This is a genomic window from Gracilimonas sp. BCB1 (assembly GCF_040117685.2).
Taxonomy (GTDB): Bacteria; Bacteroidota; Rhodothermia; order Balneolales; family Balneolaceae; genus Gracilimonas.
Genome location: NZ_JBEDYP020000012.1, coordinates 569,239 through 581,726, shown reverse-complemented (window position 1 = coordinate 581,726; position 12,488 = coordinate 569,239). Strand labels below are relative to the sequence as shown.

At 43.1% G+C, this 12,488-nt stretch carries 12 protein-coding genes; 7 read left to right on the top strand and 5 right to left on the bottom strand.

Going from position 1 to position 12,488, the window contains the following annotated elements:
- Window positions 1-24 precede the first annotated feature (24 nt).
- Genes ABFW99_RS09000 through ABFW99_RS08985 form a run of 4 tightly spaced genes read left to right on the top strand, consistent with a single transcriptional unit; the run spans window position 25 to window position 3,574 of the window.
- Window positions 25-780 carry an alpha/beta hydrolase family protein gene (locus ABFW99_RS09000; protein WP_349353690.1) on the top strand — a complete coding sequence of 252 codons (756 nt, stop codon included), beginning with the start codon at window positions 25-27 and terminating at the stop codon, window positions 778-780.
- Between the two features lie 15 nt (window positions 781-795).
- Window positions 796-1,722 (top strand): bile acid:sodium symporter family protein, encoded by a 927-nt coding sequence (locus ABFW99_RS08995; protein ID WP_349353689.1) that lies wholly within the window; start codon window positions 796-798, stop codon window positions 1,720-1,722.
- Window positions 1,715-2,980 (top strand): 1-acyl-sn-glycerol-3-phosphate acyltransferase, encoded by a 1,266-nt coding sequence (locus tag ABFW99_RS08990; RefSeq protein ID WP_349353688.1) that lies wholly within the window; start codon window positions 1,715-1,717, stop codon window positions 2,978-2,980. The genes ABFW99_RS08995 and ABFW99_RS08990 overlap by 8 nt, the downstream gene beginning before the upstream one ends.
- A 54-nt stretch (window positions 2,981-3,034) precedes the next feature.
- On the top strand, window positions 3,035-3,574 hold the full coding sequence (locus tag ABFW99_RS08985) for a superoxide dismutase family protein (protein ID WP_349353687.1): 540 nt from the start codon (window positions 3,035-3,037) through the stop codon (window positions 3,572-3,574).
- Window positions 3,575-3,578: 4 nt separating this feature from the next.
- Here ABFW99_RS08985 and ptsP read toward each other — a convergent pair whose 3' ends face one another.
- Both ptsP and ABFW99_RS08975 read right to left on the bottom strand, forming a co-directional pair.
- On the bottom strand, window positions 3,579-5,288 hold the full coding sequence (ptsP, locus tag ABFW99_RS08980) for a phosphoenolpyruvate--protein phosphotransferase (protein ID WP_349353686.1): 1,710 nt from the start codon (window positions 5,286-5,288) through the stop codon (window positions 3,579-3,581).
- 18 nt (window positions 5,289-5,306) lie between these two features.
- Window positions 5,307-5,579, bottom strand: coding sequence for an HPr family phosphocarrier protein (locus ABFW99_RS08975; protein ID WP_349353685.1), 273 nt, complete (start codon window positions 5,577-5,579; stop codon window positions 5,307-5,309).
- Between the two features lie 171 nt (window positions 5,580-5,750).
- On the opposite strand from ABFW99_RS08975, the gene gatC reads away from it, so the two are divergent.
- The 3 genes from gatC to ABFW99_RS08960 are packed head-to-tail and all read left to right on the top strand — an operon-like array spanning window position 5,751 to window position 9,812.
- Complete coding sequence (gene gatC, locus ABFW99_RS08970) at window positions 5,751-6,038, top strand: Asp-tRNA(Asn)/Glu-tRNA(Gln) amidotransferase subunit GatC (protein ID WP_349353684.1); 288 nt, start codon at window positions 5,751-5,753, stop codon at window positions 6,036-6,038.
- 11 nt (window positions 6,039-6,049) lie between these two features.
- Window positions 6,050-8,521 (top strand): YfhO family protein, encoded by a 2,472-nt coding sequence (locus ABFW99_RS08965; RefSeq protein WP_349353683.1) that lies wholly within the window; start codon window positions 6,050-6,052, stop codon window positions 8,519-8,521.
- Window positions 8,511-9,812 (top strand): hypothetical protein, encoded by a 1,302-nt coding sequence (locus ABFW99_RS08960; protein WP_349353682.1) that lies wholly within the window; start codon window positions 8,511-8,513, stop codon window positions 9,810-9,812. The genes ABFW99_RS08965 and ABFW99_RS08960 overlap by 11 nt, the downstream gene beginning before the upstream one ends.
- Before the next feature lie 9 nt (window positions 9,813-9,821).
- On the opposite strand, the gene ABFW99_RS08955 is transcribed toward ABFW99_RS08960, so the two are convergent.
- Genes ABFW99_RS08955 through ABFW99_RS08945 form a run of 3 tightly spaced genes read right to left on the bottom strand, consistent with a single transcriptional unit; the run spans window position 9,822 to window position 12,428 of the window.
- The gene (locus ABFW99_RS08955; RefSeq protein WP_349353681.1) at window positions 9,822-11,276 is read right to left on the bottom strand and encodes a class I adenylate-forming enzyme family protein; all 1,455 of its coding nucleotides are present in this window, start codon (window positions 11,274-11,276) and stop codon (window positions 9,822-9,824) included.
- Entirely contained in the window at window positions 11,276-11,509 is a 234-nt protein-coding gene (locus ABFW99_RS08950; RefSeq protein ID WP_349353680.1) for an acyl carrier protein, read from the bottom strand. The genes ABFW99_RS08955 and ABFW99_RS08950 overlap by 1 nt, the downstream gene beginning before the upstream one ends.
- 16 nt (window positions 11,510-11,525) lie before the next feature.
- Window positions 11,526-12,428 carry a UDP-3-O-(3-hydroxymyristoyl)glucosamine N-acyltransferase gene (locus ABFW99_RS08945; protein WP_349353679.1) on the bottom strand — a complete coding sequence of 301 codons (903 nt, stop codon included), beginning with the start codon at window positions 12,426-12,428 and terminating at the stop codon, window positions 11,526-11,528.
- Between the last annotated feature and the right edge of the window lie 60 nt (window positions 12,429-12,488).

Genomic DNA, 12,488 nt, shown 5'->3' with positions numbered 1-12,488 from the left:
TTACACGCCAATAATACTACACTCATGAAATCAAAGAAAATAGAATTTACCGGCAGCCTGGGTGATACACTTTCAGCCAAACTCGATCTTCCTGAAAAGGAACAAAAAGGAACCGTCTTGTTTGCACACTGTTTTACCTGTTCCAAGAACCTGAAGGTAATGAGCAATATTACATCCATTTTAGCTGAGTTAGGCTTTGCCACTTTTCGGTTTGATTTCACCGGGTTGGGCGAAAGTGACGGCGATTTCTCAAACACCAATTTTTCATCCAATGTGGATGATTTAGTGGCTGCTTATAATTATTTGAAATCTGAGGGACATGCTCCTGCAATATTAGCCGGGCATTCTTTAGGTGGAGCCGCTGTTTTACAAGCAGCCCATAAGATGGAATCCGTGAAAGCTGTAGCTACCATTGCAGCTCCCGCTCACCCCGCCCATGTTCGTGAGAACTTCAGCATGCATCTGGATGAAATTGAGGAAAAGGGGGAAGCCGAAGTAACCCTTGCAGGCCGCTCATTCACCATTAAAAAGCAATTTTTGGATGACCTGAAAGAAACCCGAATGTCGGATTTCATCAAAAAACTGGATCGTGCCCTGATGATCTTTCATTCCCCTCTTGATAATACCGTGGGCATCGACAATGCCTCTATGATTTTTAATGCCGCAAAACATCCCAAAAGTTTTGTATCCTTGGACGAGGCCGGTCACCTGCTTTCCGACGATAAAGACAGCACATATGTGGGCAAGGTATTGGCTACCTGGGCTGAAAAATACATCTAACGTTAGTATAAAATTATGAGCGAATCGATTGATGCCCTTCAGTTGAACCTGAACAGCGGCGGACTTCACATTATGAATGTGTCGCTGGCAATCATCATGTTTGGGGTTGCTCTGGAGTTGTCCATTGAGGACTTCAAGAAAGTAGCAAAAAACCCAAAAGGTACTATTCTCGGTCTTTGTTCCCAGTTTTTTGTACTCCCTGCGCTTACTTATTTATTGGTTCTTTTGATGGAACCACACCCCAGTTTTGCGTTGGGAATGATGATGGTTGCTGCCTGCCCGGGGGGTAACATATCCAATTTCTTCTCCCTGCTGGCTAAAGGGAATGCAGCACTTTCGGTGAGTATGACCGCCTTCGCCACCCTGCTTTCCATCTTCATGACCCCGTTTAATTTTGCCTTCTGGGCCAGTTTATACGGCCCCACAAATGCCATACTTACCGAAATTCACCTCGACTTGTTTGAAGTATTCCGAATCATCATTCTGATTCTCGGGATTCCGCTTATTCTTGGCATGACCCTTCGGCACTTCAAAGATGCCTTCTCGCAAAAAATATCACCGTTCATCAAAAACTTCGGGATTATCTTTTTTGCCGGATTTGTGATTGTCGCCTTTAGCATGAACTTCGAGCACTTTACGAATTTTGTTCATCTCGTTATTGCTCTGGTATTCTTTCACAATGCAGTTGCCCTGATGAGTGGTTACGGATTAGGGTACATCTTCGGGCTACCGAAACCGGATCGTAAATCCATTGCCATTGAAACCGGAATTCAAAATTCGGGCTTGGGTTTATTGCTGATTTTCAATTTCTTTGACGGGCTTGGTGGCATGGCTTTAGTTGCTGCCTGGTGGGGCATTTGGCATATTATTGCCGGTCTCAGTATTGGATGGTACTGGTCAATAGGAAAATCAACTTTACAACGCGTCTTTACTAATGCGTAATAATTATTTGTGGTATCAATTTTGGCGACATGCTGTAGTTGGAAATGGACTACGCTTTTTTTACTCCACTGTTAAAACTTCCGGAAAGGAGCATCTCCCCAAAGACAAACCCATTCTCTATGTGCCTAATCATCAGAATTCGTTTATGGATGCTCTGCATGTGGCAACCACAACAAAGCCTGTAATTTACTTTCTTACGCGGGCCCAGGCATTCAAACCTGATATAATTGGGAAATTCTTGTGGTCCATCAATATGATGCCCGTTTATCGTGTTCGGGACGGCTTGAAATCGGTTCAAAAAAACAATGAAATTTTTGAAAAATGCATCCAATACCTCAAAAATAAAGAAACGGTGCTGGTTTTTGCGGAAGCCAATCATAACTTAAAGCGAAGAATCAGGCCCCTTAGCAAAGGTTTTACCCGTATTGCTTTCGGAGCTGAAGAGAAGCACAATTGGGAACTGGATTTACAAATTGTTCCGGTTGGGGTGAATTACAGTGAGCACCGAACCGGCGGAAATGCTGTGCAGGTTAACTATGGCAAGCCTATTCCGGTGAGCAAATTCAAAACTCTGCTCGAAGAAGATGAGAAAGAAGCTGCAGATCAGATGAAAGAACAGGTTTCAAACGCCATGAAAGAACTTGTATTTCATGTAGAGGACTTAAATGAATATCCCGTACATAAGGTATTGTGGGATGACCTTGAGTCCGACGACTTTAAAGTTATTAATCCTGAAATTGCAAACCCAAGGATCCAAAAAACTCAGAAACACATCACTCCGGAACTTATTGAAAAAGCAAAAGAACTGGATAAAATAGCCGAAGAATGTGATGTGGATCTTAATGAATTAGCCTGCGGAAAACAGGTGGGAGTGAAAGATGTTCTACTTTCTCCACTTTATGTGTTCAGCCTTTTGAATAATATCATCCCATACCAACCCATTCGTTATTTAATTAAAAATGTGATCAGGGATAACGCTTTTGATTCATCCATAAAATTCCTGAGTGGTTTGTTCTTACTGCCAATATTTTACGTAATAGTTTCTCTGGTTCTGCTTTTATCGGGAGTTGGAGAAGTTTATATCCTCGGATATGTGACTTTAAGTGTACTTACTGCACCTTTATTTATTCGTGCTAAGCAGCTTTTCAGTCCCAATCCTGCCCGTAGTTTAAAAAAGAATAAACCCGCTTTATATGAGAAATTGCAATCTTACCTTCAGTCATTCAAACAGCTACGGGAATCGATCCTGAATGAATGAAGATCAATGGTTTAATGTTGAATTAGCGAATCTGAAAATAAACACTGTTTCTTTATGAAGCTCTTTTCTGCTATTTCTGCTTTTTTGCTAATCACTACCGGTTGTTCAAAAAATATAGAACAAGAGTCTAAATCGATGCAACAAGGTCCGGCTCACACTGAATTAGTTGCTACCGTTATGCAGATTGGTGACAATGAAGTAACCGGATCAGTAACTTTTACAAAAGCCGAAAGCGGAGTTCAAATACAGGGAAGCTTTGCAGGATTGGAGCCGGGAAATCACGGTTTTCACATTCACCAGTATGGTGACTGCACAGCAGATGACGGAACCAGTGCGGGTGGACATTTTAATCCTTCCGATAATCAGCACGGAGCCCCATCTGATGCCGCAAGACACATGGGCGATTTGGGAAATATAGAAGCTAACGAAAACGGTGAGGCTGCTATAAACTATGTTGACCAAACTGTAACGCTCAACCAAATTTTAGGACGTGGTATTATTATCCACGCCGGAGAGGATGACCTGGAATCTCAGCCTACAGGAGCTGCAGGAAGTCGCGTTGCTTGTGGCGTGATTGGCGTAGCTCAGCAGTAACAGTTCAGTTCTTCCAGTCCTCAAATAGCTGTTCGAGTTCTTCAGTGGAGCCTAATTCAAGGGCAGAGCTTGCAAACTGCTCAAGCTCCTCCTTTGTTTTGGAGTGAAGCAGTTCACTGATTGCTGGTATCGATTCAGGCACCATACTCAACTCCTGAATACCCATACCGATCAGGCAGGCCGCTCCGATTTCATCACCGGCTAATTCCCCGCAAACACTTACATCCACACCGGCTTTATCTGCCCCTTCTACTGTCATTTTAATCAGTTGCAGAACAGACGGGTGATAATGCTGAAACAAATTACAGATGCGTTCATTGCCACGGTCAACCGCCATGGTATATTGCGTGAGATCATTGGTTCCCACACTTAAAAAGTCTACTTTTTTCGCAAACGAATAAGCTGAAAGCGCCACACTCGGCACTTCCACCATCAACCCAATAGGAATAGATTCGGTTAATTCTATACCCTCCGCTTTCAGTTCTTTCCGGGCAGACTCAAGCTCATCTTTTATTTCGTTCACTTCATGGATTACAGACACCATAGGCACCAAAATCCGGATACGTCCGGGATATTTAGCAGCTGTCCTTACAATTGCTTTAAGCTGATTTTGAAGCAGTTCTTTTTCATCCAGGAGCAAGCGTATGCCTCTCCAGCCTAAAAATGGGTTCGCCTCTTTAACGGTGCGCCGGCTGGTTTTATCTCCTCCAATGTCGAACAATCGGATAGTAACCGGCCCGGATGAGCCTTCCAATATGGCTGAATAAAAAGCCAGTTGTTCTTCGGTGCTTTTCCGAATCTTGTGTCCAAATAACAGACTCTCTGTTCTCAGTAAGCCTATGCCCTCCGCGCCGTGTTCCTTTATCCTTGGCAGTTCGGGCTCAAACTCAATATTTGCTGTAATTTTAAGGGGAAACCCGTCTGCAGTTTCAAAACTATCCGGTCGCTTTTTCTTTCTGCGGGCAGCTTCTTCAACCTTTTTCCGATACCGGGAAATGGTTTTTCGGGAAGGATTTAAAATTAACGTTCCTTCTGCGGCATCCAGAACTATCGTTTTATTGTTCAGCACTTCCTTGGTTGCTTTTTCGGCGCTTACAATACAGGGAATTCCAAGCGATTTGGCAATAATGGCAGCATGAGAGGTCACACCACCTTTTTCCATAACCAAGCCAATAGCACCATCTTCATAATAAGAAACAAGGTCTGTTGGGCTGATTTCGCGCGCCACGATAAGCGCCCCTTTTTTCACCGATTTCTTTTTCTTTTGATCACAAACCAGGTCTATGAAGCGGTCACGAATGTCTTCAAGATCCACAATGCGCTGCCGAAACAATTCCGACCCGCTCTCTTTCAGCCGTTCAATAAACTGGCAGTAGGTTTGATAGATGGCGAAATCAACACTAAGCTGCTTTTCCTCAATAATTTCAAAAACACTCCTCTCAATTTCGGCATCCAGGATAATTTGCTTCTGAGTATCTATAATCTCTACCGAACCGGTATCATTCAGTTCATCGGCCATAAGTTGAAGCTCATCGATCAGGCTTTCTTTTGCTTTTAAAAACCGTTGTTTGTGCTTCTTTACAGTCGATTTCTTAATCGAGGTGGGGGCAACCGTCTTGGATTCAGAGCTCAGAATCACAGCCTTACCAATGGCCACACCGGTGCCGACACTTCGGCCCTTTATCGTAATTTCATCGGTGTTTGTGGCTTCCATAGTATATCTATCAGACTGTTATTCGTCTTCCATTCCGAATTTATTCTCTACCAGGTCAACAATAGCCTCCATGGCCTCACCCTCATCCGGCCCTTCAACCTCCAGCTCTAATTCAGCACCTGATTCAGCGGCCAGTGTCATTACCCCTAATATGCTTTTCCCATTAACCCGATATCCATAGCTATGTATGAAAAAATCGGACTTAAACTTACTGGCAAGCTTAACCAGCTGCGCCGAAGGACGTGCGTGTAAACCCGCTGAATTTATTATGGTTACTTTCTTTTTGATCATGTAGATAAAATAGTTTCTTAAAATGGAAATAAAATCTGCAAGATGCCAAGTTTGAACCTAAAATATAGAACCTTCATTCTCAAAACAGCTACTATTATTAACAAATTTAAAAACCGATTAATCTTTCACCCAATGTTTCTTAAATTCAGCCAAAACAAATAAACCCTATATATGTCTGTAACTGAAAAAGATGTTCGATACATGGCCGGCCTGGCCCGACTGCAGCTGTCCGGAGAAGAAGTAAAATCCTTTGCACAGGATATGAATAAAATTCTGGAATATATGGACCGCCTGGATGAACTGGACACCTCGGATGTGGAACCCCTGGAGCATGTAATTGACCTGGAAAGCCGTCTTCGTAAAGACAAAGCCGAAGCTCCCCTTTCGCATGATGACGCACTTAAAAATGCCCCTGATGCCGATAGCGACTACTTCCGTGTACCTAAAGTGATTGAATAAACCACTCTTATATGACAGACTCTAATAACGCTCCTCAGCAGGATTTCTTTGCCAATCTTTCCGATAGCCGCCAGCACATAATAGCACTGGTTATTCTGTTTCTGATCCCCTTTGTACTTTTTACAGCTACAACTATTGGCGGAAAAGAATTTCAACGACATGATATTACCCAGTGGAGAGCCGGAGCTGAGTCTGTAATTGAATACCGCGAAACCTATGATAAAGAACCGCTTTGGGTGAATAACATGTTTGGCGGTATGCCTTCTTTTGTGGTTTCCACCAAAGATGCCGTACCCTATTTAGATCGTATTGCAAGTTTATTTACGAATATCTACCCGGCTTTTCAGTACTGGGTGCTGCTATCAGGGACCTATTTTCTTTTAGTAATGATGGGCTTCAGGACTTTGACCTCCTTATTTGGGAGCCTGATGTATGGTTTAACAACTTATTTCCCGATTATTATTGTAGCCGGGCATACCTCTAAATTTTCAGCTCTTGCATTCGCTCCCTGGATGATTGCAGGCTATTGGCTGCTAACCCGAAAAGAAAAAAAGCTGGCCGGACTTTTACTTTTTTCAGTGGCTTTAACGCTGGAACTTCGTGCAGGCCACCCTCAAATAACCTATTACTTTTTCTACCTGCTTGGGTTTTTATGGGTGTTTGACAGCTGGAAAGCTTACAAAGAAAATCGAATTAAAGACTGGGGTTTTGTTACCCTGCTACTGGTTGCAGGTGGAGTATTAGGCATTTTAGGACATGCTCAAAAGCTCCTTGCCCTTCAAGAATACGCGGAATACAGTATTCGGGGAGGCTCGGCTCTTGATAATTCTACCGGCCTCACTTCCAGCTATGCTTTTGCCTGGTCGCAGGGGATTCGCGAAACCTGGACCCTGATTATACCCGATATTTTTGGTGGAGCCTCACCGGAATATTGGGGACCCAAGTCAGTTACTTCCGGCCCTCATTATCTCGGAGCGCTTAGTTTGCCATTCGTAATCCTTGCATTAATCAAGCGAAGAAGTAAAACCATGCTTGCCTTTTTTGCTGCCGGAACGCTTGGAATCCTATTCGCCTGGGGAGGCAATTTCAGACTGTTAAACGAGTTTGCCTTCGACTATATCCCCTATTTCGATAAGTTCAGAGCACCCGAAACTTGGTTAACTTTGACTGCATTTTGTTATTCAGTAGTGGCAGTATACGGGCTTGACTGGTTTGCTGATTTTGTGAGCTCCAAGAGCAATGAATTCAAAAAGCTATATGTGCCGCTCGGTTTAACGGGAGGGGTTTTGGTTGTACTTTTCATTATGGTAAGTTCCATGGATTTCACTCGCCCGGGTGAAGTTTCAAACATAGCCAATCAAATTGCACGTCAAAATCAGGTTAGCGTGGACAACCCCCAGGTACAGCGGCGAGCACAAAGTTATGTGAATACGCAGCTTGTTCCCGAACGGGAAGAAAAAGCCAATAGCGACTTATTGCGACTGGCTATTATTTTGGTTTTAGCAACCGGACTAATGTACCTGACAACCTCCGGCAAAATACCGGTAAGCGTCAGCCTGATGGGATTCACCCTCATCCTTGCCATCGACATGATGAGTGTAGATAAACGCTACATTCCCGAAAATGCCATTGTCGCCGGAAATGTCAATCCTGAGAAAACTCTGGAATCCCAACGTCGGGATATTGATACATTTATTGAAGAGCGGATATCAGAAAATACCGAATACCCATATCGGGTTTTACCTATTCTGGATAATCCATACAGTAATGCCACCCCGGCTTATTTCTACCCTATGATAGGTGGGTACACCGGGGCCAAGTTGAGTGTGATCCAGGATGTGATGTATGGCCAGGGGCCGCTGAATCTCCAGAATCAGAACTTTAACCCTCAGCTACTGGATCTTTTCAATGTGAAGTACGTCACTTATGTTCAGGGACTTCCTTTTGACGGTTATCAGCCGGTTTTTGAAAGTCAGAACGGTGTGGTTTATGAAAATCAAAACGTACTGCCCAAAGCATTTTTTGTGGATTCGGTACTAACTGTTCAGGATCCAAATAGCGCCTTCAATTACCTGATGCCGGGACAAACAGATCTCTCTGAAACAGCCATTGTAGAAACTTCGGAAACACTAAATTCTTCACAAGACACAACATCTACGGTAGAAATCACAGACTATACAGGCCCGGAAATGACGCTTGAGATTTCAAGATCACAACCCGGCTTCCTGGTGCTTAGTGAAGTTTACTATCCGGCCGGCTGGACGGCTATGTTAAATGGAGAAGAAATCCCGATTTATAAAACCAATTACTTTCTTCGTGGAATGGATATTCCGGCAGGAAATCACACGCTGGAATTAAACTTCATGCCCCGCTCCTATGAAATCGGAGTAATGCTTGCCTGGATTTCTGTGATCCTCCAGGCACTGATAGCAGCCTTCTGGATATTCACATGGTTCAAAGCCCGCAACTCAAGTGGCTCGTAAAAAAATCCTTATCGTTTCCTACTACTGGTATCCATTTGCCGATGTAGGTACCTACCGGATTTCCCGTTTTGCTAAATATTTGGCAAAATCAGGTTGGGATATTGTTGTTCTAACCGCTAAAGAAGCCGCTGCGGGAATGAAGGGAAAGCCTGATGACCCCGTACTTGAAAATATTAAGGTATATCGGGCTAATATTATAGAACCCGTGAGTCTTCTGAAAAAGAAAGAAAACGGAGGAGCTAAAACCAGCAACCCTTCCATTTTCTACCAAAAGGATGCTAACCTCATTTCCAGATTAGCTGTTTGGGCCCGATTGAACCTGATGATTCCCGATGCCAAGTTCACCTGGAAGTGGTTTGCTGTACCTTTGGGCAAGAAAGTAATTGAACAAGAAAAACCGGATATAATATTATCCACATCTCCCCCTCCTACAACCAGCCTTATTGCCAAGAAACTGGCCGGGTGGAGCGGACTTCCCTGGCATGCCGACTTCCGCGACCCATGGACCAATATCTATTATTACGATGACAACCCACAAAGTAAATGGGCCGGAGAGAGGAATAAAAAGCTGGAAGGCTCTGTACTGGAAAGTGCCGATCGTTTATCGGTGGTAAATCATGGGTTTTTCCCGAGCTACCAGCTTGATGATAAGCTGGAAAAGATTCCGAATGGTTTTGACCCGGATCATATCATTCAGGACGATGATTCTTCAACAAATAAGAAGTTTACGATTCGATATTTTGGCAGCCTGAAGGTTAATCAATATCCCGAAGCCTTCATCAGTGCATTGAAGACACTGACAAAAGAGAACCCGGAAGTAGCAGATAATGTCGCCTTTCAATTTTACGGAAACATCAATGAAGACATAAAGCGAGACATTGAAACAGTCTCTTCACGTATTGAGTGTAACTTTAACGGTTATATTTCTCACGACCGCATGATGGAGCTGGTCAACACTTCAGACCTTTTACTATTGGTAATCGGACGAACCAAAAACAGTAAATTTGCTTTGTCCACTAAAGTGTTTGAATATATGATATCGGGGAACCCGGTATTGGGAATTGGGCCGGTGGATGGCGCAGCCGCTGAACTTGTTGGGGATACAAATATAGGTAAGTTTTTTGCACATGATGACACCTCTGGAGTTCATAATTTTATCCTTCAGGCCTTTAAAGCATACAAAGAAAAGCGCGTATTAGCTGAACCTGACAAAGAGGCCATTGAAGAATATAGCTTCAAGAATCTTACCCAAAAACTTGAGAGCAGCCTGAAATCACTAACAGAAAGCTGAACTGCTGATTTACTTAAGCTGGTCTCTCTTTTTCTTGCCTGAAGATGTATAAGGGATAGCTGCTACGAACTCAAAGTCCTGTGGAATCTTGTAGGGTTCTACTTTTTCCCTGAGGTACTTTGTCAGTTCTTTTGAATCTATTTTCTCGCCTCTTTTAAAGACTACAAAGGCTTTTATTTTTTCACCTGTAAGTTCCTGATCGCCTTTTACAGAAATACATGCTGAATCTTTGACAGCCGGGTGTTCCTCAAGTGCCTGTTCAATTTCAGAAGGTAATACCTTCTTGCCTCCCACATTAATGACATCATCTTTACGACCACTCAAAAATACATACCCTTCCTTATCCTTGTATCCCAGATCTCCCGTTCGGAACCAGCCATCTGTAAATGACTTTTGGGTGAGCTCCTTATTCTCCCAATAACCGGGTGTTTGTATGGTGCCCTTCACTGCAATTTCTCCTACTTCTGTGGCAGCAAGTTCTTTATTATTCTCTCCTAAAATGCTTACCTGTACATTAGGGCTTGGCTGACCTACAGAGCTCAGCTTGTTAATATCTTTGTGAAATTCGGTGAAGATGTTTGCCGCAACTTCGGTAAGTCCGTAGTGCATGCATATTCGAGTAGAGGGCAGGTTCTCGGCCAGTTCTTTTTTCTGTTCAGGGCTCATTGGAGAACTTCCAAACTCTATATACTTCAGCTTTTTGAAATAGTCTATGTAATGACTTTTCATCAGCTTTTTTAGCACGGCAAACCCGGCAGGAACCATACAAATTCCTGTTGCCCCCTTTTCTTCTATGGCATCGAAAAAGAGTTTCGGGAACATAAATCCATCTATCAAAATCACTGTCGCTCCCAAGAACAGGTTAGTGCGCAGTCTCCTTAGCCCAAAGGCATGATGCATGGGAAGCGGGATGATCTCTGTATCGGATTCATCATTCCCAATAAAGATATTTGAGTTTACGGCTCCGGCCAGGATATTTCTATGGGTTAACCGAACCCCTTTTGCTCTTCCTGTAGTACCCGTAGTAAACAAAATATCTGCCAGTTGATCGCCTTCAGGAAAGTCATATTCAGAAATTGCTGACCCCTCCAGGAGTTTCTCATCAAAAGGTAATTGCTGAAACTGATGATCAGCGTTAGTGGGGTGTATAAGAAGTTTTGGGTTTGTAAGATCGAGCAGCCCCAGCATTTTATCCTCAGGAAGCTTTACGTCAAGCGGTACAGCCACTGCTTTTATCAAATGAGTGGCAAGATAGATATAAGCAAAAAGAGGACTCTTATCACCATAAAAAGCAACACGATCTCCCTCGGTAACCCCTTCCCTCTGCAGCAAACCGGCCACTTTTCGAACATTTTCTGATACCTGAGCGAATGAAATCTGCTCGTCTTTCCAAATGATGGCTGTCTTATCCGGATTTGACTCTGCCTGAGCAAAAAATCCTTCAACTATAGAGTTTGACTCCATTACTCTGTACTTATTCCCTTGCGTTGTAATAATTTCTTGATATCCCCGATGCTACTGATCTCTGTAATCTCTTCCGGAGTAATTTCAACGTCATATTCATCCTCAACAGCCGTGATAATATTGACGTGACCGAGAGAGTCCCAGGCATCAATATCATCAGGGCCGGTCACATCCGTAAGCTCGGTTTCTTCTTCAATAAATAGCACTTCTCTGAAAAGGGTCTCTACGTTCATTACTGTCTTTTAAATTTCATGACCTGGGTAATACCTTTCTCCCTAAAGCCTGATAACCGTCTTTAATATCTTGCGTTACAGTGGCACCGACTGAGATAAACACATCATTCCCGATTGTTAGTTTGTTGAGCAAAGTAGCATTCGGACTTATCCAAACGTTATCGCCAATTGTGGTAGAACCCGAGATGGCTACACATCCGGTAATGATACAATTTTTCCCGATTCTCACATTATGGGAAACATGAGCAGACTTAGATATTTTAGTACCTGCACCAATAACGGTATTATCCATTGTGCCACGATCTATGGTAGTTCCTGCTCCGATTTCCACCCGGTCGTGAATTTCCAACCCGCCAATATGAGGCATTCGCTCCCAGCTTCCATCTTCATCTTTAGCCAGACCAAAGCCTTCGGCACCTAAAATGGCGCCGGCTTCAATCACTACATCATTCCCAATTACCGTCCCATCGTAAACAAAGTTATTACCGTGCAAAATGGTGTTATCCCCAATTGTACATTTCCCGATATATGTGTTTGGGCCAATATACACGGAATCAGAAATCTGAGCTTCCTCATGCACAACAGCTGTCTCATGAATACCCGGAGAAAAGTCAGCATAAACAACAGCCCGAAGTAATCTGCTATACACTAATTTTGGGTTATTGACGATAATAAAACACTTGTGGTTCAACAATTCCTGAGTAAGATGAATTGATTTGTCACAGATAACAACACGCGCAGAAGTTTCTTTTACTAATTGCTGTTTATTATCTCCTGAGGGGCTGCACCAAACAATTGAATGCTCATCAGCATCTGTAATGCTTTTGAAATTATCAATATAATCTACTTCTGAATTACCATGAATTTCGTAATCGACAGAAAGTATATCAGTAAGTTCGTTGAAAGTAATTCTATCCATCAGCGCTGACATTAAAGCCGTAAAATTGTCGTTGTGATCATTTTGTTCTTCAAGTGAATT